Source organism: Rhodococcus opacus (genome assembly GCF_012396235.1).
GTDB lineage: Bacteria > Actinomycetota > Actinomycetes > Mycobacteriales > Mycobacteriaceae > Rhodococcus_F > Rhodococcus_F opacus.
The window spans coordinates 64494-86327 of the sequence record NZ_JAAXPA010000007.1 but is presented as its reverse complement, the minus strand read 5'-3'; the positions used below and the strand labels follow the sequence as shown (position 1 = coordinate 86327).

The 21834-nt window shown below is 66.9% G+C and carries 20 protein-coding genes; 7 read left to right on the top strand and 13 right to left on the bottom strand.

Annotation, left to right across the window (positions count from 1 at the left end):
* Positions 1–4 precede the first annotated feature (4 nt).
* Positions 5–1615: an acyl-CoA synthetase gene (locus HGB39_RS11195; protein ID WP_005563769.1), complete on the top strand. Its 1611-nt coding sequence runs from the start codon at positions 5–7 to the stop codon at positions 1613–1615.
* 43 nt (positions 1616–1658) lie between these two features.
* Here the strand turns inward: HGB39_RS11195 and HGB39_RS11190 are convergent, their stop codons facing one another.
* The 3 genes from HGB39_RS11190 to HGB39_RS11180 form a co-directional block, all read right to left on the bottom strand.
* Entirely contained in the window at positions 1659–2324 is a 666-nt protein-coding gene (locus tag HGB39_RS11190; protein WP_005563770.1) for a GNAT family N-acetyltransferase, read from the bottom strand.
* 102 nt (positions 2325–2426) lie between these two features.
* Positions 2427–2912 carry a nitroreductase family deazaflavin-dependent oxidoreductase gene (locus tag HGB39_RS11185; RefSeq protein WP_005563771.1) on the bottom strand — a complete coding sequence of 162 codons (486 nt, stop codon included), beginning with the start codon at positions 2910–2912 and terminating at the stop codon, positions 2427–2429.
* Positions 2913–2921: 9 nt separating this feature from the next.
* Positions 2922–4085: a steroid 3-ketoacyl-CoA thiolase gene (locus tag HGB39_RS11180; RefSeq protein WP_005563772.1), complete on the bottom strand. Its 1164-nt coding sequence runs from the start codon at positions 4083–4085 to the stop codon at positions 2922–2924.
* A gap of 160 nt (positions 4086–4245) precedes the next feature.
* On the opposite strand from HGB39_RS11180, the gene HGB39_RS11175 reads away from it, so the two are divergent.
* A complete protein-coding gene (locus HGB39_RS11175; protein WP_005563773.1) occupies positions 4246–5502 on the top strand; it encodes a cytochrome P450 in 1257 nt (418 codons plus the stop codon).
* 96 nt (positions 5503–5598) lie between these two features.
* Entirely contained in the window at positions 5599–6855 is a 1257-nt protein-coding gene (locus HGB39_RS11170; RefSeq protein ID WP_005563774.1) for an erythromycin esterase family protein, read from the top strand.
* A gap of 9 nt (positions 6856–6864) precedes the next feature.
* Here the strand turns inward: HGB39_RS11170 and HGB39_RS11165 are convergent, their stop codons facing one another.
* The 5 genes from HGB39_RS11165 to HGB39_RS11145 are packed head-to-tail and all read right to left on the bottom strand — an operon-like array spanning position 6865 to position 11399.
* Entirely contained in the window at positions 6865–7278 is a 414-nt protein-coding gene (locus HGB39_RS11165) for a nuclear transport factor 2 family protein (protein WP_039952948.1), read from the bottom strand.
* Between the two features lie 10 nt (positions 7279–7288).
* Entirely contained in the window at positions 7289–8152 is an 864-nt protein-coding gene (locus HGB39_RS11160; protein ID WP_005262910.1) for a TIGR03619 family F420-dependent LLM class oxidoreductase, read from the bottom strand.
* Between the two features lie 14 nt (positions 8153–8166).
* Positions 8167–9342, bottom strand: a complete 1176-nt coding sequence (locus tag HGB39_RS11155) for a thiolase family protein (protein WP_005563777.1) — start codon at positions 9340–9342, stop codon at positions 8167–8169.
* On the bottom strand, positions 9342–10406 hold the full coding sequence (locus HGB39_RS11150; RefSeq protein ID WP_005563778.1) for a thiolase family protein: 1065 nt from the start codon (positions 10404–10406) through the stop codon (positions 9342–9344). Before HGB39_RS11150 ends, HGB39_RS11155 begins: the two co-directional genes overlap by 1 nt.
* Before the next feature lie 12 nt (positions 10407–10418).
* On the bottom strand, positions 10419–11399 hold the full coding sequence (locus tag HGB39_RS11145) for a Zn-ribbon domain-containing OB-fold protein (RefSeq protein WP_043788334.1): 981 nt from the start codon (positions 11397–11399) through the stop codon (positions 10419–10421).
* A 79-nt stretch (positions 11400–11478) separates the two neighbouring features.
* Here HGB39_RS11145 and HGB39_RS11140 point away from each other — a divergent pair, with 79 nt between their 5' ends.
* The gene (locus HGB39_RS11140) at positions 11479–12516 is read left to right on the top strand and encodes an LLM class F420-dependent oxidoreductase (RefSeq protein WP_005563780.1); all 1038 of its coding nucleotides are present in this window, start codon (positions 11479–11481) and stop codon (positions 12514–12516) included.
* A 74-nt stretch (positions 12517–12590) separates the two neighbouring features.
* On the opposite strand, the gene HGB39_RS11135 is transcribed toward HGB39_RS11140, so the two are convergent.
* Positions 12591–13550, bottom strand: coding sequence for a hypothetical protein (locus HGB39_RS11135; RefSeq protein WP_043788335.1), 960 nt, complete (start codon positions 13548–13550; stop codon positions 12591–12593).
* Positions 13551–13723: 173 nt separating this feature from the next.
* Positions 13724–14578 (bottom strand): crotonase/enoyl-CoA hydratase family protein, encoded by an 855-nt coding sequence (locus tag HGB39_RS11130; RefSeq protein ID WP_005563782.1) that lies wholly within the window; start codon positions 14576–14578, stop codon positions 13724–13726.
* Positions 14579–14657: 79 nt separating this feature from the next.
* Between HGB39_RS11130 and HGB39_RS11125 the strand changes: the two genes are divergently transcribed.
* Both HGB39_RS11125 and HGB39_RS11120 read left to right on the top strand, forming a co-directional pair.
* On the top strand, positions 14658–16310 hold the full coding sequence (locus HGB39_RS11125; RefSeq protein ID WP_005563783.1) for an acyl-CoA synthetase: 1653 nt from the start codon (positions 14658–14660) through the stop codon (positions 16308–16310).
* Positions 16311–17426 (top strand): NAD(P)H-dependent flavin oxidoreductase, encoded by a 1116-nt coding sequence (locus tag HGB39_RS11120; RefSeq protein ID WP_005262901.1) that lies wholly within the window; start codon positions 16311–16313, stop codon positions 17424–17426. It begins immediately after the preceding gene.
* A gap of 41 nt (positions 17427–17467) precedes the next feature.
* Here the strand turns inward: HGB39_RS11120 and HGB39_RS11115 are convergent, their stop codons facing one another.
* The 3 genes from HGB39_RS11115 to HGB39_RS11105 are packed head-to-tail and all read right to left on the bottom strand — an operon-like array spanning position 17468 to position 21349.
* On the bottom strand, positions 17468–19039 hold the full coding sequence (locus tag HGB39_RS11115) for a long-chain-fatty-acid--CoA ligase (protein WP_064080304.1): 1572 nt from the start codon (positions 19037–19039) through the stop codon (positions 17468–17470).
* Positions 19036–20157 (bottom strand): acyl-CoA dehydrogenase family protein, encoded by a 1122-nt coding sequence (locus tag HGB39_RS11110; protein ID WP_064080303.1) that lies wholly within the window; start codon positions 20155–20157, stop codon positions 19036–19038. The genes HGB39_RS11115 and HGB39_RS11110 overlap by 4 nt, the downstream gene beginning before the upstream one ends.
* A gap of 10 nt (positions 20158–20167) precedes the next feature.
* Positions 20168–21349 carry an acyl-CoA dehydrogenase family protein gene (locus HGB39_RS11105; protein WP_005562657.1) on the bottom strand — a complete coding sequence of 394 codons (1182 nt, stop codon included), beginning with the start codon at positions 21347–21349 and terminating at the stop codon, positions 20168–20170.
* A 247-nt stretch (positions 21350–21596) separates the two neighbouring features.
* On the opposite strand from HGB39_RS11105, the gene HGB39_RS11100 reads away from it, so the two are divergent.
* A complete protein-coding gene (locus tag HGB39_RS11100) occupies positions 21597–21788 on the top strand; it encodes a ferredoxin (protein ID WP_005262894.1) in 192 nt (63 codons plus the stop codon).
* The last annotated feature ends 46 nt before the right edge of the window (positions 21789–21834 follow it).

Genomic DNA, 21834 nt, shown 5'->3' with positions numbered 1-21834 from the left:
CCCCGTGGCCTACAACCTTGCGGACCTCTTCGAGCATTCCGTCGACGCGATGCCGGAACGGGTGGCGCTGATCTGCGGCGCCCGTCGCGTCACCTACCGCGAACTGGAGGACCGCGCCAACAGGCTGGCCCACCACTTCCTGGAAGTCGGGCTGACCGTCGATTCGCACATCGGCGTGCACCTGCACAACTCCATCGAGACCATGGAGACATTGCTCGCGGCGTACAAGATTCGTGCGGTCCCGGTCAACATCAACTACCGCTACACCAGCGACGAACTCGCCTACGTCTACGGCAACGCGGAACTCGACGCCGTGGTCCACCATCGGATCTACTCGCCGCGCATCGCGGAAGTCCTGCCCTCGCTGCCGCGGATCCGGCACACCGTCGTCGTCGAGGACGATCTCGGCGGCGCCGGCGTGCCCAGCGACTCGGTGCCGTACGAGGAGGCGCTGTCCGGCAGTGGCGACCGGGACTTCGGCGAACGCAGCTCCGAAGACCTGTTCATCATGTACACCGGCGGCACCACCGGACGTCCCAAGGGTGTGGTGTGGACGCACGAGGCGATCTGGCGCGTCCTCGCGGGCGGTCTCGACTTCTACACCGGTGACGCGATCGACGACGAGTACCAGCAGTCACGGGTCGGGTCGCAGGGGGAGCCGACCCTGTGGTTCGCGTTGCCGCCGTTGATCCACGCGGCCGCGATGATGCCGACGTTCACCGCGCTGTTCAGCGGGAACACCGTGCTGCTGGAATCGAAGTTCGACGCCGAGCGGACGTGGGAGCTCGTCGAACGGCACAAGGTGCAGATCCTGATCATCACCGGCGACGCGATGGGACGGCCGCTGATCGAGGCGCATCAGCCGTCGCGCACCGACACGTCGAGTCTGGGTGTGGTGGCATCCGGGGCCGCGCTGTTCTCGCCGGTGATCAAGGACGCCTTCCTCGACGCGTTCCCGGGCCTGCTGGTTTCCGATTCGATCGGCGCGTCGGAGACAGGTTTCGGCGGAATCGGTTTCGCGACCAAGGGGGAGAAGCAGGTGGGTGGGCCCCGAGTGCCTCCCGGACGGTACGCCCTGGTGATCGACGAGAACGACGTTCCTGTCGAGCCGGGGTCGGGGAAGGACGGCTGGTTCGCGAAGGGCGGGTACGTCCCGCTGGGCTACTACAACGACCCGGAGAAGACGCGGGAGATCTTCCGGGAGGTCGACGGGCGACCGGTCGTCGTCACCGGCGACCGCGCGCGGATCGAGGCCGACGGATCGATCACCCTGCTCGGCCGCGGCAACATGGTGATCAACACCGGCGGCGAGAAGGTGTTCGCCGAGGAGGTCGAGAGCGCGGTGAAGGCGTACCGCGACGTCTACGACGCCATCGTCGTCGGCGTCCCCGACGAACGGTGGGGGCACCGGGTCTCGGCGGTGGTGCAGGCGCGCGACGGGCGGGGCGTCGACTTCGCCGGACTCGAGGAACACGTGCGGCAGAGCCTGGCCGGCTACAAGATTCCGCGCCTGGTGTGGGTGGAAGACACCGTCCAGCGCACCCCGAGCGGCAAGCCCGACTACCGCTGGGCCCAGGGCCTCACCACACAGCGCGACCCCGACCACCGCACGTGAGTGGCGAAGCGCGCTCCCGCACGCTTCGCCACTCACGTGTGGGTCAGGCGGGAGCGCGGACGACCAGGACAGTTCCCGGGAACTCCGCGGCGAGTTCCTGACGGCTGTGCTTCACGGCCGCGGTGCCGTAGCCCTTCTTCCGGGCGTCGGGGGAGATCCAGATGGCGACGTCGACCTCGCGTCCCGACAGCTCGCCGAACACCATGCCGACGGCCGTGTTCTCCGCGGTGTCCTCACACACGAACCACGCGGCGGACTCGTCGTCGACACGGGTCAGGCCTTCGGTGCGTTCCTTCTCGACCCGCTCCTCGGACCACTGTGTGCCCGCGTCGTCGACCTGCTCGACGCAGCGGCGCCGGAACAGTTCGGCGTCTTCCTCGGTCTCGGTGAACGGACGGAGGCGGAAGTTCCGCCCGGTGCTCGCCGGCCGGTCCGTCGACGTCCACTCGAGCGTGGCGTCGAGGTCCTTCAGTTCCGTCTGGATGCGGAGCCGTTCGACCTTGGTGAGACGGCGGAACGTCAGGTTGAGGACGGCTTCCGCGTACGCCTCGGACGTGTCGAGGAGTCCGGCGACGGTGGTGAGGGCCTCGGCGTGGTCCTCACTGTCGACGATGGCGTCGAGAACCTCGTGGCGCTGCTCGAGTGCACGCAGCAGGACCGCGGTGAGCTCTCGACGGTCGTGGATCCGATCTTGAACCTGTGTACTCATGTCTGCAATTCCTCGCCCTCGGCCGTCGTACAAGTCCGTACGCGTCAATACTGCAAGAAGTCCTCCGACATGGCACCCGTTACCCGGCGGTACATACACGCGCTATCGGGGGTCGCAGACCACGACGGGGATCGTGCGGTCGGTCCAGGCCTGGTAATTGTCGAAATCCGGATACATGTCGACGAGCCGCGGCCACAGGCGCGCACGTTCCTCGGGATCCGCCACGTGGGCGGTCATCGGCCGCACCCGCGACTTCACCTGGACGGTCACCTCCGAATTCGCGCGCAGGTTGAGGTACCACATCGGGTGCTTCGGGAGGCCGCCCTGCGAGGCGACGAGGATGATGCGGTCGCCGTCCTCGAGGAAGAGCAGCGGGCTGATCCTCGGCTCGCCGCTCTTCCGTCCGGTGGTGGTGAGCAGGCAGACGGGCAACCCGCGGGGAAAGGCACTACCCACCCGCCACTTGCTGCCCAGTCGCCCGCCCGTCCGCCGGTACAGCAGGACGTTGATCTTCGACATCCACTTGATGAAGGAGACCGTCCACTTCGAGTCGAGGCCGGGCGGTCGGGCGGCGGCGGGTGCGTTCATCGGCAGATCCTAGATCCGCTCGATGATGGTGCCGGTGGCGAGCGCGCCGCCGGCACACATCGTGATCAGTGCCGTCGACCCGTCGGTGCGCTCGAGTTCGTGCAGCGCGGTGGTGATGAGTCGAGACCCGGTGCTGCCCACGGGATGTCCGAGTGCGAGCGCACCGCCGTTGACGTTGACCCTGTCCATGTCGGGCTCGTGCACCGACGCCCACGACAGCAGGACCGACGCGAACGCCTCGTTCACCTCGAACAGGTCGAGGTCGCCGATCTTCATGCCGCTGCGTTCGAGGACGCGCGCCGTGGCCTGGACGGGTCCGTCGAGGTGGAATTCGGGTTCGGAGCCGACGAGTGCCTGGGAGATGATGCGGGCCCGGGGCTTCAGACCGAGGGTGCGCGCCCTGGATTCGTCCATCAGCATGACGGCGGCGGCGCCGTCGGAGATCTGCGAGGACGTGCCCGCCGTGTGGATGCCGCCCTCGAGAACGGGCTTCAGCTTGGCGAGCGACTCGGCGGTGGTATCGCGCAGACCCTGATCGCGGGTCACCACCCGGGTCTCCCCGGTGAGGTGGCCTTCCTTGTCCACCACGGGTGCGGTCACCTGCAGCACTTCTCGGTCGAAACGCCCTTCGTCCCACGCCTGCTTGGCGCGTGCCTGCGAACGGACTCCGAGCGCCTCGACGTCGGCGCGGGTGATTCCGCGGCGACGGGCGATGCGTTCGGCGGCCTCGAACTGGTTGGGCATGTCGATGTCCCAGTCTGCGGGTCTGCGCGGGCCGGCGTTCTCGCCGACGTTCGCGCCGAGCGGCACCTGGCTCATCGCTTCGATGCCGCAGGCGATTCCGACATCGATCGCGTCCGTGGCGATCAGGCCCGCGATCAGGTGGTTGGCCTGCTGGGCGGAGCCGCACTGGCAGTCGATCGTGGTGGCGCCGACCTGCCAGGGCAGTCCGGCGTGCAGCCACGCGGTCCGGGTGATGTTGTTCGACTGCGCACCGGCCTGGGTGACGCAACCACCGATCACCTGCTCCACCAGTTCGGGGTCGATGCCGGAGCGGTCGAGGATGCCCCGCTGAGCGGCGCCGAGGATCTCGGCGGCGTGCAATCCGGACAGCCAGCCACCGCGCTTTCCGATCGGGGTGCGTACTGCCTCGACGATTACTGGTGTGCCCACGGTGGGCTCCTTTCCTTGTCCTCAGAAAATAGAACAGGTTCTGCTATCCGGGCAAGGTCTGTATGAGCTTTCCTTTGCTAGTCGCCCGGCTTGTGCTTCAATGCTAGTAGAACGTGTTCCACATCACGGAGTGGTGTATGGCTTAGGGCAGGAGACAGCAGTGGCGCAGCCCAATCTTCCAGAGGGTTTCGACTTCACCGACCCGGACATCTACGCAGAGCGCATCCCGTACCAGGAATTCGCCGAACTGCGGAAGACTGCCCCGATCTGGTGGAACCCGCAGCCGCCGGAGATCGGTGGCTTCCACGACGACGGCTACTGGGTCGTCAGCAAGCTCGAGGACGTCAAGGAGGTGTCGCGGCGCAGCGACGTCTTCTCCACACACGAGAACACCGCGATCGTGCGCTTCGCCGACGACATTCCGCGCGAGAACATCGAGATGCAGCGCTTCATCCTCATCAACAAGGACGCACCCGAGCACACCAAGCTCCGCAAACTCGTCTCCCGCGGATTCACACCCCGCGCGATCAACAGCCTGCGCGAAGAACTCACCGAGCGCGCCGAGAAGATCGTGAAGGAGGCCGCCGAATCGGGTGCCGGCGACTTCGTCACCCAGGTGGCGTGTGAGCTTCCGCTGCAGGCGATCGCCGAACTGCTCGGTGTGCCGCAGGAGGATCGCCTGAAGGTCTTCGACTGGTCGAATCAGATGACGGGCTACGACGACCCGGAACTGGACATCGACCCGCAGGCCGCGTCGATGGAGATCCTCGGCTACGCGTACCAGATGGCGGACGAGCGCAAGAAGTGCCCCGCCGACGACATCGTCACGACGCTGATCGAAGCGGACATCGATGGAAATGAGCTGTCTCCCGAGGAATTCGGATTCTTCGTGATCCTGCTGGCGGTTGCCGGCAACGAGACCACGCGCAATGCCATCACACACGGCATGATGGCGTTCCTGGACCATCCCGATCAGTGGGAGCTCTACAAGAAGGAGCGCCCCAAGACGGCGGCGGACGAGATCGTCCGGTGGGCGACCCCGGTCAACTCGTTCCAGCGCACCGCACTGGAAGACACCGAACTCGGCGGAGTGAAGGTCAAGAAGGGGCAGCGAGTCGTAATGCTCTACGGCTCGGCGAATTTCGACGAGGACGCGTTCGAGAACCCGGAGAAGTTCGACATCATGCGGGAGAACAACCCGCACGTCGGATTCGGTGGAACGGGCGCCCACTTCTGCCTCGGCGCCAACCTGGCGCGACTCGAGATCGACCTGATCTTCAACGCGATTGCGGATCACCTGCCCGATATCACCAAGCTGGGAGATCCGCGGCGGTTGCGCTCGGGCTGGCTCAACGGTATCAAGGAGTTTCAGGTCGATTACAAGACTGCGTCAGGCGGTTGCCCGGTCAGACACTGACCCCCTGATTCAGCGGCGTCGGAGGGCACCCTCATCCTCTCCGACGCCGCTGTTCTCTTCCGCCGACGTGGTGTCCGAGGGAATGTGGGAGCCACCATGACTGTGCAGTCCATCGTGGATGACGCGGGTGCCGTCTTCTCGGCACCGGGAGACCCGACCGTCACCGCCGCCCTCGGCGCATTCCTCCGTCGCCTGGACTCCGCGCCCCGCCTTCTCGGGTTCGGCGAGCCCATGCACGGGGAGGAGAGTTTTCTGCAGCTCCGCAATCAGATGTTCCGGTTCCTCGTCGAACACGAGGGCTATCGCTCCATCGCGCTCGAAAGCAGTTGCCTGAAGGGGATACTCGTCGACTCGTTCGTGCGGGGTGCGGACCGCCTGCCGCTCGACGACGTCATGGAGCACGGTTTCAGCCACGGCTTCGGTGAGTCCCCGGCGAACCGCGATCTGATCCTGTGGATGGCCGAATACAACCGTCGACGCGAACCGGACGAGCAACTCCGATTCTTCGGATTCGACGGCCCCATCGAGATGACGTCCGCGGACAGCCCGAGGCAGGCCCTGACCTTCCTCGACACCTACCTGCGGACCCACCTCGACGACCAGGATCTGCCTTGCACTCCGGACAGGATCTCCGCACTGATCGGCGACGACGACCGCTGGAGCAATCCGGCCGTCGCGATGGACCCGACCCAGGCCGTCGGTGCCACGCCCGGGGCCGTCGAGTTGCGTCTCATCGCCGACGACCTGATGACGCTGCTGGCGTCACAGGCGCCTCGCCTCGTGGCCGAAGGCACGCGAGACGAATTGTGGGAGGCCGAGCTTCACGGTCGCGTCGCCGCCCGCCTGCTCAGCTATCACGCAGGAATGGCGGAGAACTCTCCACGCCGCATCGCCCGGCTGCTGGGAATCCGCGACACCCTCATGGCGGACAACCTGTCCGCGCTCGTGCAGAGGGAAGCCGATCGAGGCCCGACGTTCGTCTTCGCCCACAACGGCCACCTGCTGAAAGGTGAAACCCACTGGGATCTCGCCGGACTGCATCTGCACTGGTGGTGCGCCGGCGCCCACCTCGGTGTGCGGCTCGGCGACGCCTACGCGGTCATCGGTGGGGCCGTCGGGCAGGCGCCCGGCCACAGCATCGGACAGCCGCCACCCGACACCGTCGAGGGCCGGCTCTTCGCCGTCGGGGAGAGCTGTCTCGTGCCGGCCGCGCCGGTGGCGCGCAGGACAGGAGACGTGGAGAAGCGTGCCGACCCGTCGGACAACTCCACGTATTTCCCACTGGAGCCCGCCGGCCTCGGCGAACTCGACGCGATCCTGTTCCTCCGGCACATCGACGCCGCCGGCACGTGAGCCGGGCGCTCAGACCTTGCGCAGTGTCTTCATCGCCCGCTCGACCTCCCAGAAGGCCCGCAGGGACGTGATCTTGCCGTCCTCGTTCACGCGGTAGATGAACACGCCCTCGGCGTCGATCCGAGATCCCGCCACCGTGGACCGGATGGTCCCGATGTTCACGTTCTCGTTCCCGCACACCAGTGAATCGGTGATGAGGAACTCGAGCGATTCGGTGGTCGCGATCGTCATGTCGTAGAACCGCGAGATCGCGTCGAGGCCGTGGTGACCCTTGCCTTCGGGGTCGAAACCCGAAGGGCCGACCGGGTCTTCGACGCACGCGTCCTCGGCGAACAGGGCCAGCCACTCGTCCTTGCGCCTGCCGCTGGCCGCCTCGCGGGAAGCCTGCCCGGCGAGGCGGGCAGGATGATCCGTCGTCGTCATGTCCACACCCCTATCCGATGTACTGGTCGGCGAATTTGCGCAACGATTCCTGCTTGGCGTCGAGCGGTCCGTCGAAGCCGATGCCGTCGAAAACCCACGGGACGACGATCGTGTCGGTCACTCCGGCATCTTCCAATTCGGCGTAGCCGTCCTTGCCGAAACGGTCGATGCACACGGTCTGGATCTCGTAGGGCAGATCGGCTCGGCCGTACTCCTCCCGGAGTTCCCGCAATCGCGCGATGACCTGAACGAGATCGTCGAACTTGATCATCGCGGACGTCCAGCCGTCGCCCACCCGGGCGGCGCGTCGTAGCGCGACGTCGGTGTGTCCGCCGACGTAGAACGGCACCGGCTTGGTCGGCGCCGGGCTCATCTGCAGGCGGTCGAAGTCGAAGAACTCACCGTGGTACTCGACCATGCCGCCGCCGAGGATCAGCTTGATGACGTCGATCATCTCGTCGACGCGCGCACCGCGCTTCTTGTACGGCACGCCGCACCATTCGAATTCCTCCGGTGCCCAGCCGATCCCGACGCCGAACCCGAAACGGTTGCCGATGAGGTTGGCGACCGAACCCACCTGGCGGGCGAGAAGGACCGGGTTGCGGGAACCCAGTTTGAGGACCTGGGTGTAGAACTCGATCTTCGACGTCACCGCGCCCATGGCCGCCGCCGCGATCAGCGGATCCACCCACGGGGTTTCCTCGTTCCACATCCGCGAGCCGTCCGGTGTGTACGGGTAGTCGGCGCTCTGCTTCTCCATGAAGAACAGTGAGTCGGGAAGTGCGATGGACGAGAACCCGCACTCCTCGGCTGTTTTCGCCAGGGCAGGCAGTTGATCGAGGGGATTCATGGCGATGCCGACGGTGAACTTCATGGTGATGTCCGCTCCTAGTTGTTCGGCCGGTCGGAACCGACCACCCACATCGAGAAGTACTGCGAACCGCCGCCGTAGGCGTGGCCGAGTGCCTTGCGTGCGTCCTTCACCTGATGGTCGCCGGCGCGGTGCATCACCTGCATCGCCGACTCGGCGAACCGGATCATGCCCGAGGCGCCGATGGGGTTGGACGACAGGACACCGCCGGACGCGTTGAGCGGAAGCCGGCCGCCGATGGCGGTCTCGCCCGCCTCGGTCAGTTTCCAGCCCTCGCCCTCGGAGACGAACCCCAGATTCTCGAGCCACATCGGTTCGAACCAGGAGAAGGGGACGTAGATTTCGGCCACGTCGATCTCGTCGAGCGGATCCTTGATGCCAGCGGCCTGCCACAGCGCGGCCGCGGCGTCCCGGCCGGCCTGCGGATTCACCTGGTCGCGTCCCGCGAACGTGGTGGGCTCGGTGCGCATCGCGGTGGCGTGGATCCAGGCCACCTCACGACCGTCCGTCGTGACCTGCCCGGCCGCCTCCTCGTTGCCGATCACCATCGCGCAGGCGCCGTCCGAGGACGGACACGTCTCGTCGTAGCGGATGGGATCCCACAGCATCTGCGAGGCCTGCACGGATTCGAGCGTGATGTCGGGTTGCTTGAGGTGGGCGTACGGGTTGAGGCTGCCGTTCAGCCGGTCCTTCACCGCCACCATCGCGCCGATGTGATCGGGTGCGCCCGACCGCCGGATGTACGAGCGGACGTGCGGGGCGAAGTAGCCGCCCGCGCCCGCACCGACCGGCATGTGGAACGGAATGGGGGTGGACAGCGCCCACATGGCGTTCGACTCGGACTGCTTCTCCCACGCCACCGTCAGTACCCGCTTGTGCACGCCGGACTTCACGAGGCTCGACGCCACCACCGCGGTCGAACCGCCGACCGAGCCTGCGGTGTGCACACGCAGGAGTGGTTTGCCGTTGGCGCCCAGCGCGTCCGACATCGCAAGCTCCGGCATCATCGACCCCTCGAAGAGGTCGGGGGCCTTCCCGATCACGACCGCGTCGATGTCGTCCCAGCCCACCCGGGCGTCTTCCATCGCGCGGTCGATCGCCTCGCGAACCAGCCCCGCCATGGACACGTCGTGCCGCTTCGCGACGTAATGCGTCTGACCGGTGCCGAGCACCGCGGCCAATTGATTCGCCATCAGTTGCGTCCCTCCAAGACTGCGACCAGATTCTGTTGCAGCACAGCACCACTCGTAGCGTGTGCCAGCGTGCGCCCGGCGTTGCCGTCCATGATGGCCTTTGCTGCGTAACCTATGCGTTCCAGACCCGCCGAGAACATCGGGTTCCCGCTCAGCGGGCCGCCCGACGGGTTGATCGCCGTCGCATCGGACAGTCCGATGGCCTCGCGGAGGATCAGTTCCTGATGGGTGAACGGTCCGTGCAGTTCGGCTACGTCGATTCCGCCGACGTCCCCTCCGGTGGCGGCGCGGGCGGACGCCGTCGTCGACGGTGAGACCGTCAGGTCACGGGCGCCGAAGTTCGGGGAATCGATCCGATGCTCGATCCCGGTGATCCACGCAGGCCGCTCGCACAGCTCACGGGCACGATCGCCGGCGGCGAGCACGACAGCGGCGGCGCCGTCCGTGATCGGTGCGCAGTCGTGGGCGCGCAACGGGTCCGCGACGAACGGACTGGCGAGCAGCGCGTTGATGTCGACGTGCCCCGACAGCTGGGTGTTCGGATTGCTCTCCGCCGCGGCCCGGCTGCGCGCGGCCACGGCCGCCATCTCCTCGGCCGTCCACTTTCCGGCGTCGAGTCCGAGGCGGGCCTGCAGTCCGGCGAGCGACACGGAGTCGAGGGCGAGCGGGGTGACCAGGTAGGGGTCGAGTTGCATCGACAGGATCTTGCGGAGGTTGCCCGCCGACGACTTCCCGAAGCCGTAGACGAGGGCGGTGTCGACCTCGCCGGTCATGATCTTGATCCAGGCCTCGTAGAACGCCCACGCCGCATCCATCTCGACGTGCGACTCGTTGATCGGCGGCACCGCGCCGATCGAGTCGACGGCGGAGATGAAGGAGAACGAACGGCCGGCCAGGTAGTCCGAAGACCCGGAACACCAGAAACCGATGTCGGACTTGGTGATTCCGAGCTCCTCGTACAGCTGCTGGAAGCAGGGAACCAGCATCTCGACGCCGTTGGTGGTGCCGGTGGTCTCGCGCACGTGTGGTGCGTGCGCGAACCCGACGACTGCGATATCTGTCATTGTGCCGCGCCCTTACAGGTGGTGTTTGTAGGTGTCGTACTCGGCGTCGGGCTCACCCGTCGGCCTGAAGTACTCGATGTTCTCGAGGGTGTAGCCCCACTCCTCGCGCGGCTTCCATTTGGCCTCCACGCGCATGCCCATCCGCACGTCGGCGGCGTCGCAGTCGAGGATCAGGTGCAGGAACGCGATGTCCGCGCCGTCGAGCAGCACGTAGGCGGCGACGTACGGTGGCTTGATCCGCTGTCCGAGGAAGGGGACATTCACGATGCAGAACGTGGTGACGATGCCCCTGTCCGGCAGTTCCACCTGCTCCTTCGTCGGGATGCCGTCGGTGGGGTTGGCGCTGCGCGGCGGGATGTACACCTTGCCGTCCGGTCCGGTGCGGCCACCGATCAGCTTGCCCGCCTTCAACCCTCGGAGGTAGTAGCTCTCCTCGGCGGAGGCGGAGTGCATGTAGTCGAGATCGATCGGCGTCGTGACCATCGTGACCGGTTCGGACTCCGCGGACGGGCCGGGTTCGCCGGTCGACTCCCCGGGTTCGAAGCACACGATGTCCTGGATGCGCCCGACCCGCTCCTGCGCCCACCGTGCCCGGACCCGCATACCGGTGCTCATCCCGGCGGGGGAGCCGACGTCCACGGCGTGCACCAGGGACGTGTCGGCGCCGTCCAGCGTGATCAGCGCCCACGCGAAGGGGGTGGTGAGTGGCTGTCCGGCAATCGGTTCCGGCATCCACGTCCAGCTCACCACGGTCCCGGCGTCGGAAACCCCGACGAAGTCGGTGAGAGGTTCGGCGGTGTTCGGATCGAATTCGGGCGGCGGGACGTAGACGCGTCCGTCCGAGCCGCGGGCGCCGATGACCTTGCGGTCGCGCAGCGCGGTCACGAAGGCTCCGATGGTCGGACCCACCGATCGGGTGTAGTCGAATTGAAGTTTCAGCGGGGCGCTCAACGGTTCGTTCGAGAATTTTTCGGCCACCGCGCTCTTTCCCATGCTCACAACTTCGAGTAGAACAGGTTCTAGTGTTTGTGGCAAGGGTCACTTCTGACGACGGTCGATGCGGAGGCACACGATGAAGCTCGGGTTGCAACTGGGATACTGGGGCGCACAGCCGCCGGCGAAGGTCCCGGCGTTGATCGCCGCGGCCGAAGCCGAGGGATTCGACGCCGTCTTCGCCGCCGAATCCTGGGGTTCCGACGCCTTCACCCCCCTCGCCTGGTGGGGTTCGAGCACCGAACGCGTCCGGCTGGGCACGTCCGTCGTCCAGATCTCCGCGCGCACACCCACCAGCACCGCCATGCACGCACTCACCCTCGACCACCTCAGCGGCGGACGGGCGATTCTCGGGCTCGGCGTGTCCGGGCCGCAGGTCGTCGAAGGGTGGTACGGGCAGCCGTTCACGAAACCGCTCGCCCGCACCCGCGAATACGTCTCCATCATCCGGAAAGTCCTGTCGCGGGAGGAACCCGTCACCAGCGACGGCCCGCACTTCCCGCTGCCGTACACCGGGCCCGGCAGCACCGGCCTCGGGAAACCGCTCAAGCCGATCACCCACCCCCTGCGCGCCGACATCCCCATCTGGCTCGGCGCCGAAGGTCCGAAGAACGTCGCGCTCACCGCCGAGATCGCCGACGGCTGGCTCGCCATCTACTACTCGCCCCGCCTCGCACCCATGTACAACGAATGGCTCGACGAGGGTTTCGCCCGCCCCGGCGCCCGGCGCAGCCGCGAAGACTTCGAAGTCGCGGCCACCTGTCAGGTGATCGTCACCGACGACCGCACCACCGCCATCGCCGGCCTCAAACCGATCACCGCCCTGTACGTCGGCGGCATGGGTGCCCCCGAACTCAACTTCCACGCCCAGGTCTACACCCGCATGGGCTACGGCGAACAGGTCGAGGAAATCGGGCGCCTCTTCCGCGCAGGCCGCAAGGACGAAGCCGCCGCCGTCGTCCCCGACGAGATGGTCACCGAGACCATGATCATCGGCAACGTCGACGAAGTCCGCGCCGACGTCAAACGCTGGGCCGACGCCGGCGTCACGATGCTCCTCGTCTCCTGCCGCGACGCCGACCACGTCCGCGAACTGTCCGCGGCGGTCCTCGGCTGACCTCCCCCGCCGCCGGCTCCCCCCTGGCCGGGCGAATGTACCTTTCGGCGCACCTGAGGCGTTGAACGGCGCATTCACCCGGGCGCTCTGAGCATCCGGACCTCCGGCCGGGGGCGGGACGACGCCAGCTGGTAGTGCGACCGGAGGTCGGCGATCACGCGGTCGGGGTCGTCCCGGACGGCGCTCGGTAGCGTCGGCAGCACGATGATGCCGTGGTTCTGCATCCGGGTGCGGCGCTCGACGGTCGATTTGTACGCCTTCGGTGCCAGATGCCAGTCGAGTGAGTCGATGTCCCAGGCGAATGCGACGTCGTCGATCCATCCGTCCGGCATGGCGATGAACTGTCCGTCGGCGTCGACGATCTTGCGGTTGAAAACCATTCGGGGCAGTCCGCTGCGCAGCCATAGTCTGCGGGCTTCGGCCTCGGACACCGAGTGGACGTCGGCACTCACTTCGCGCAGCACTGTCCGGGGGAGTGCTGCACCCCGGCCACTACCCGAGTCCAACTCCGCGATCAGCTCGGCAACGCTCACCTCGCCTCGCTGGATCACCTCGGCGATGAGGGATCGAGTGCTGTCCAGGGTGCGGCACCGTCGTGCTGCGTCGAGCAACGCGCGTGGAAGCGGTGCGCAGGGAAGCCCGTTGCGTGTCACCGGCACGGGCAACCGCGTCGTACGTTCGACGAGGACGAAGCCCGTGGACTGCACGCGCCGGTGCGTGGCGATCAGAACATGGGCGTCGCCGGAGTACGACGTTCCGTAGCCGTATTCGTGCAGCGCTGCTCGCCCGGTGAGGACTGCGTTCTGGCCGCTGAGCACGATCGCGGCCACGGCACGCTGACGCGCGGTCGGGTGGCCGTTGCCGAGCATCACGACACCCGGAAGGATGCGTTGCCACGGCCCGCCCGGACGGCATCGAGCGTCGATCGCCGAATTCGATACGCCCCATTGCCTCAACTCGGCGGTGCGGATGATTCCGGACCGGCTCACTCCGTACAGGTCTTCGAGGCGATGCCCCCACTCTCCCCGTCGCATGGAGTCGATGATGACGCACTCGCTGTCGGCGGCAGGTCTGGTCACCAGGCGATTTGGTGAGGTCTGTGGATAAGTAGGGGGCTGTGGATAACCCTCACATCCTGGCCGAATGTACCTCTCGCCGCCTCAGATGCGCCGAAAGGTACATTCGCCCGGGACTAGTGCACCCGGGGTCAGCGGCCCTCGAATTTCGGCGCGCGCTTTTCGGAGAAGGCTCGGGGGCCTTCCTTCGCGTCGGCGCTCTTGAAGACCTCGGTGCCGAGGGCGGCGTCGATCTGGAATGCCTCTTCCTCGTGCATGCCTTCGGTGTCGCGGATGGTCTTCAGGATCGCCTGGACGGCGAGGGGGCCGTTGGCGGAGATGAGGTCGGCGAGTTCGAGGGCCTTGTCGAGGGCCTGACCGTCGGGGACGACGTGCCCGATGAGGCCGATTTCCTTGGCCTCGGGGGCCTTGATGTGACGTCCGGTCAGCAGGATGTCGGCGGCGACGGTGTACGGAATCTGCCGGACGAGGCGCACGGCGGAGCCGCCGAGGGGGAAGAGTCCCCATTTGGCTTCGGAGACACCGAATTTGGCGCTCTCTCCGGCGACTCGGATGTCGGTGCCCTGCAGGATCTCGGTGCCGCCTGCGATGGCGGGACCCTCGACTGCGGCGATGAGGGGCTTGGTGAGGCGCCGTCCCTTGAGAAGCGCCTCTATCTTCGACAGGTCCCAGCCCGACGAATTCTTTCCCTCGCTCCGCTCGCCCGCGCCCGAGAACGAGTCGCCGGGGTGCTGCGACGTCATGGCCTTGAGGTCGGCGCCCGCGCAGAATGCGCCGCCTGCGCCGGTGAGGATGGCGACCCGGATGTCCGGGTCGGAGTCGACCTGATCCCACGCGTCCCGCATGATCGCCATCATTTCGCCGGACAGCGCGTTCTTCGCCTCGGGGCGGTTCATCGTCACGATAAGGACGTGCCCGCGCTTCTCCACGAGGCAGTGCGGCGACTGTGCCGAAATGTCGGATTTCTCGGTCGTTGTAGAGGACACTGAAGTCTCCCGAAGGGTGTGTGAGCTGGCTCTCAAATTGGGTCTTGCCAGAAACGGTAACACGTTCTACTTTGTTGACGTGGCCCTTAATATCGCAGACCTCGTAGAGCACGCAATCGACCTCGTTCCGGACCGCGTCGCGTTGGTGTCCGACGACCGGGAAGTGACGTACGCGCAGATGGAGGAGAGGGCCAATCGTCTCGGCCACTACCTGCGCAAACAGGGTGTCCAGCCCGGCGACAAGGTGGGCATCTACTGCCGGAACACCATCGAGGCCATCGAGGCGATGGTGGCGGTCTTCAAGATCCGTGCCGTGATGGTGAACGTCAACTACAGGTACATCGAGAACGAGTTGCAATACATCTTCGACAATTCGGACATGGTCGCGCTCGTTCACGAGCGCCGCTACTCCGACAAGGTGGCGAACGTGCTCCCCGAGACGCCGCTCCTGAAGACCACCGTCGTGGTCGAGGACGGCACCGATCTCGACTACGAGGGCATCGAATACGAGGCCGCTCTGGCGCAGGGTTCCCCCGACCGCGACTTCGGCGAGCGCAGCAACGATGACCTGTACATGCTCTACACCGGTGGCACCACCGGCAAACCCAAGGGCGTCATGTGGCGTCACGAGGACGTCTGGCGGGTTCTCGGCGGCGGCATCAACTTCATGACCGGGGAATACGTCGAGGACGAGTGGGACCTCGCGAAGCTGGGCGCCGAGAGCCCCGGCATGACCCGTTTCCCGATCCCGCCGATGATCCACGGCGGCAGCCAGTGGGCGGTGTTCCAGAGTCTGTTCGGCGGCGGAAAGTGCGTGATGCACCCCGAATTCGACGGCCACGACGTGTGGCGGATCGTCGATCAGCACAAGGTCAACCTCATCTTCATCACCGGCGACGCGATGGCGCGACCGATGCTCGACGCGCTGGTGGAGGGCGACAAGGCGAGCGGCGAACCCTACGACCTGTCGTCGCTGTTCCTGATGGCGAGTTCGGCGGCGCTGTTCTCGCCCAGCATCAAGGAGAAGTACCTCGAGCTGCTGCCCAACCGGATGATCACCGATTCGATCGGGTCGTCCGAGACCGGTTTCGGCGGCCTCAGCGTGGTCGCGAAGGGCGACTCGCACGGCGGCGGCCCGACGGTGAAGATCGACGCGTCCACGTCCGTTCTCGGTGAGGACGGCAACCCGGTCGAACCCGGCTCCGGCGTGATCGGGATCCTGGCGCGCAAGGGGCACATCCCCATCGGCTACTACAAGGACGACCAGAAGACCAAAGCCACGTTCAAGGAGATCAACGGCATCCGCTACTCGATCCCCGGCGACTTCGCGCAGGTGGAGGCGGACGGCACGGTGACGATGCTCGGCCGCGGTTCGGTGTCCATCAACAGCGGTGGCGAGAAGATCTTCCCCGAGGAGGTCGAGGGCGCGCTCAAGTCGCATCCCGACGTTTTCGACGCCATCGTGGTCGGCATCCCCGACGAACGCTTCGGCCAGCGGGTCGCCGCCGTCATCCAGGCCCGAGGCGGGGCGCGCCCGAGCCTGCACGAGATCGCCGACGCGGCACGCAAGGAGATTGCCGGATACAAGGTTCCGCGCAGCCTCTGGTTCGTCGACGAGATCAAGCGCTCACCGGCGGGTAAGCCCGACTACCGCTGGGCCAAGGAGCAGACCGAGACCCGTCCGGCCGACGATCACAACGGCAACGGTTCGCCCGAAAGCAAAGGCGCGTAAATGCACACGAGTTTGAGCGAGAAGTTCGGCATCGAGTACCCGGTCTTCGGGTTCACTCCCTCCGAACACGTCGCCGCGGCGATCTCCCGGGCCGGCGGTCTGGGTGTACTCGGCTGCGTCCGGTTCAACGACCCCGAGGAACTCGAGGCCGTCCTGTCGTGGATGGACGAGAACACCGACGGCAAGCCGTACGGCGTCGACATCGTGATGCCCGCCAAGGTTCCCACCGAGGGCACGTCGGTGGACCTCGAGTCGCTGATCCCCGCGGAACACCGCGCGTTCGTCGACCGGACCCTGGCCGAGCTGGGGGTGCCGCCGTTGGATTCGGGCGCCGAACACGCGACCGGTGTGCTCGGCTGGCTGCACTCGGTGGCGCGCTCGCACGTGGACGTCGCCCTGAATCATCGAATTGCGTTGATCGCCAACGCCCTCGGTTCGCCGCCGAAGGATGTCATCGACCAGGCCCACGAGAAGGGCGTTCCGGTGGCCGCGCTGGCCGGCGCCGTCGAGCACGCGCGCAGGCACGTCGCGAACGGTGTCGACATCGTCATCGCGCAGGGGTACGAGGCCGGTGGGCACACCGGTGAGATCGCGTCGATGGTGCTGGTTCCCGAGATCGTCGATGCCATCGGTGATTCCGCCGCGGTCCTCGCGGCCGGTGGTATCGGCAGCGGACGTCAGGTCGCGGCTGCGCTGTCGCTGGGGGCGGCGGGGGTGTGGATGGGGTCGTACTGGCTCACCACCTCCGAGTACAAACTCGGCAGCGCGTCGTCCGAGGGGCCGTCCGCGATCCAACGCGCCCTGCTCGGTGCGACGTCCGCCGACACGGTGCGGTCCCGGATCTACTCGGGTAAGCCCGCGCGCCTGCTCAAGACCAAATGGACCGACGCCTGGTCGAAGCCGGACGCGCCGGCACCGCTACCGATGCCGCTGCAGAATCTGCTGGTCAGCGAGGCGCATCAGCGGATCGCCGCCTCGGAGAACCCGGATGTCGTCGCGATGCCGGTGGGACAGATCGTCGGCCGGATGAACGAGATCCGGCCGGTGGCCGAGGTGATGGACGAACTCGTCAAGGGCTTCGACTCGGCGGTGTCCCGCCTCGACAGCTTCCGGTAGCCGATGTGAGTGGCAAAGTATGCGTCAGCACACTTTGCCACTCACCTGCGGGAGTAGCCGGTTCCGCCGCGGACCCACACCGGATCGGTGCAATTGGCGGCCTCGGCGCTCAACACGCGGGTGAGGACCTTGAACGTGGCGGTCCGCGGGAACTCGGCACACACCCGGATCAGGCTCGGGCGCTGCTTCGGACCCAGATCGGACTGCGCGTCGAGGAAGCTCGTGAAGGCCGCGGGATCGAAGTCACGCGTCGGGACGACGGCCGCCATCACCCGGTCCCCGACGTCGGGATCGGGCACCGCGTACACCGACACCTGGGCGAAGCCGTCGTACCGCATCAGGATGCGTTCGATGGGTGCCGAACCGATGTTCTCGCCGTCGACGCGCAACCATCCGGAACTGCGTCCCGCGAAGTACACGTATCCGTCGGCGTCCCGGTAGGCGAGGTCGCCGCTCCAGTACTTGCCGTCGCGGATCCGCTCGGCGTCGGCCTCGGGATTGTTGTAATAGCCCGCGAACGCACCCGACCCCGCGACGTTGACGAGTTCACCGGTCGCGGCCTCGGCGTTGGCCACTCGGCCGGCGGAATCGAATTCGGCTGGGGGACAAGGATCGCCGGTCTCGGGGTCGAGGATCGCGATGCCTTCGGGGAGCTTGCCGAGGGAGCCTGCCGGCGTCCCGGGGCCGGCGGAGATGGCGACACCACCCTCGGTGGAGCCGAATCCGTCGACCACCGCGGTGCCGAAGCGGCGCGAGAACGCCGCGACAGCGGGCGCGGACCCCTCGTTGCCGTACATCACCCGAAGTGTGTTGTCGGCGTCGTCGGGCATCTCCGGGGTAGCCAGCACATACGACAGCGGCTTTCCGACGTAGTTGGCGTACGTGACGCCGAACTTCCGCACGTCGGACAGGAAGTGGGACGCGGAGAACTTGCGCCGCAGCGCAATCGAGCTGTGTCCCGCGAGCGCCGCGGACCATGCCGCCATCATGGCGTTGGAATGGAACATGGGCATCGACATGTAGACGACGTCATCCGGGGTCAGCCCGAAGCGTTCGGCGAGCATGATGCCGGGTCCGGTGATCTTCGCGTGGGTGCAGCGCACCGCCTTCGGATCGCCGCTCGTGCCCGACGTGAAGATGAGCATGAACAGGTCGTCGGCCGCGGCGGCCCTCGGCGTGAATTCGGGGCGCTCGCCGGCGAGCAGCGCGGACCAGTCCGGTGAATCCACGTCGACGACGGGAACGCAGGGGTCGAGACCGTCCAGCAGCGCGGACCGGCCGGATTCGGTGAAGACCACCTGGCAGTCGGCCAGCGCGATGTCGCGGGCCAGCGCCGCCCCGCGTCGAGTGGTGTTGAGCCCCACGAGCACGGCGCCGGACAGCGCCGCCGCCCCGGCGAGGAGCGAGAACTCGGGAACGTTGTCCATCAGGACACCGAAGTGCCGGGGACGCTGTGCATCGAGCAGGTCGTCGAGGATCGCGGCGCGCCGCAGGCTCGCCCGCACGTGTTCGGACCACGACAGGAACCGGTCCTCGAAGTACAGCCCCTGGGCGTCCGATTCTGCGACGCCCAGGAGCAGATCCGATACCGTGCGCGCGAGCGTGGCGGTCATGCCGGGACGGTGGCCAGTTCGGCGCCGAGGATCCGCAACTGCTGCGTGGCCGAACCGAGCCGGAATTCGAGTGCCTTGGCCGCGAGGAAGTACCGATGCACGGGGTGGTCCTCGTCGAGTCCGACGCCACCGTGGACGTGGACGAGGGTATGGGCCACCCGGTGTCCGGCGTCGGACGCCCAGAAGTTGGCGGTCTGGATGTCGCCTTCGCTGGGCAGGCCCTCGCTGAGCCGCCACGCCGCCTGCCACAGCGTGAGCCGGACGCCCTTCACGTCGATGTAACCGTCGGCGAGTCGCTGGGCCACGGCCTGGAAACTGCCGATGGGCCGACCGAACTGCACCCGCTCGCGGGCGTAGGCCGCAGTGAGTTTCAGGGCTTCGTCGAGGACGCCGTACTGGTACGCGCAGGCGCCGAGCGAGCCGCGCTCGACGAGCCGGTCCACGATCTCGCCGCCCTGGTCGACGGCACCGAGCACGCGGTCCTCGGTCAGCGACACTCCGCGGAGGGTCACCTCACCGGTGCTGGCCAGATCGACGGTCTGCTGGCGGGTGACGGTCACTCCGGCGTCGTCGGGGCGGACGAGGAAGACGGCCACAAAGTCCGGGGTGGTCGCCGGGACCAGGAAGAGGTCGGCGGACGGCGCCGCGTCGACCACGATCTTGGTGCCGTCGAGGGTCCAGCCGCTCGCGCCGCGTTCGGCCCGCGTGACGGGCGCCCCCGGGGTGTCGTTGAGTTCCTCGTCGAGGGCGACGGTGAGGATCTTCTCGCCACGCGCGGCCGGAGTGCCCCAGTCGGAACGCTGCCGTTCGGTTCCGAACTTCGCGATCGCCCCTGCCGCCATCACGATCGACGACAGATAGGGCACCGGCGCGACGGCGCGGCCCAGTTCGACGAGGATGCTGCACTGCTCGAGAACGCCGAAACCGTCGCCGCCCACCGACTCCGGCAGCGCGGCGCTCAAAACGCCGGACGACGCGAGCGCGGACCACAGCCGGCGATCGATGCGGTCCTCCGCGTTGTCGAGTTCGCGCAGCCGGTCGTTGGTGACGAGGTCCGAGACGATTCCTCGGGTGAGGCCGGCCAGGTCCTGCTGGGCCTCGGTGGGGGTGAAGTCCATTGTCGTAGTCCTAACGCTTCGCTGGGGGCAGGCCGAGGGCGGTCATGGCGATGATGTCGCGCTGCACCTCGTTGGTTCCGCCGCCGAACGTGAGGATCAGCGACGACCGGTGCATCCGTTCGAGTCGCCCGCGCAGCAGGACCCCGGGGGAGTTCTGCCGCAGCGTGGCCGAAGGTCCGAGGATCTCCATCAGCAGCCGGTACGCCTCCGTGGCGAACTCCGTGCCGTAGACCTTGTTGGCCGACGCCGCTTCCGGGCCCGGCGCGTGGTCGGTAGACGAGGCGATCTCCCAGTTCATCAACTTGAGGTACTCGGCCTTGGCGTGGACCCGAGCCAGATTGATCTGCACCCATTCCTGGTCGATGACGCGGCGCCCGTCCGGCAACTTGGTGTTCTGCGCCCATTCGCGCACTTCACGCTGGGCGGTGAGGACCGGCCCGGCGGATGTCAGGGCGACGCGCTCGTGGTTGAGCTGATTGGTGATCAGTGCCCAGCCGCCGTGTTCGGGGCCGACCAGCGCGGACGACGGAACCCGCACGTCCTGGTAGTAGGTGGCGCTCGTGTCCGGACCCGCCATCGTGTGGACCGGGGTGTACGAGAAGCCTTCGGCGGTGGTCGGGACTATCAGCATGCTGATGCCCTTGTGCTTCTTGGCTTCGGGATCGGTGCGGCACGCCAGCCACACGTAATCGGCGTACGCGATCAGGCTCGTCCACATCTTCTGGCCGTTGATGACGTAATCGTCGCCGTCCTTGACGGCGGTGGTCCGGAGGCTGGCGAGGTCGGTGCCCGCTTCGGGCTCGGAGTAGCCGATGGAGAAGTGCAGTTCGCCGGCCGAGATCTGGGGCAGGAAGAACGCCTTCTGCTCGGGGGTGCCGAAGTGCATGATCGTCGGCGCCACCGAGTTGATGGTGAGGAAGGGGACCGGGGCGCCGGCGATGGCGGCCTCGTCCGTGAAGATCAGCTGCTCCATGGCCGACCGTTCCTGGCCGCCGTACTCCTTGGGCCACCCGAGCGTCAGCCAGCCGTCCCTGCCCATCTGGGCGACGACGTCGCGGTAGACGTTGCCCTCGCCGTATTCGCCGGTGGTGGCGGCCAGTGCCTCTCGACGCTCCGGCGTCATCAGCTTCGCGAAGTACGCGCGCAGCTCTTCCCGCAGCTGCTGCTGCTGCGGTGTGTAGGTGATGTGCATCGAAATACCTCTCCAGTCCGAGAGCGGAATCAGCTGAAATCTGGCACAGGTTCCAGTCTCTGCGGTGCATTCGCGGAGCCGGCCCCGGCCGGCCCCGGAGCGTGCCCGGTAGGCGTGCTCGCAGTCGTGGAACGAATCATTGCACACGACTGGAACAGGTTCTAGTGTTATCGCAGGAACGGAGTGTGCCGCAGCCCGGCGGCACCCGGATCCGCGAGTGACGAGACGAGGAGAAGTGAGGGTTGCCATGGAGGTCAGAGTCGATTTCGACCGTTGCGAGGCCAATGGCGTGTGCGTGGGGATCGCACCCGACATCTTCGAGCTCGACGACGACGATCAGCTGCACATTTCGAGTGCCGTTCCTCCCGCTGACCGGGAGGAAGACGTGCGTACGGCGATCGCCCAGTGTCCGAGGGCCGCACTCACCGAGCACCCCTGAGGATTGTTGCCCGGAATGAGAACACGTTCTACAGTGACGTCGACCT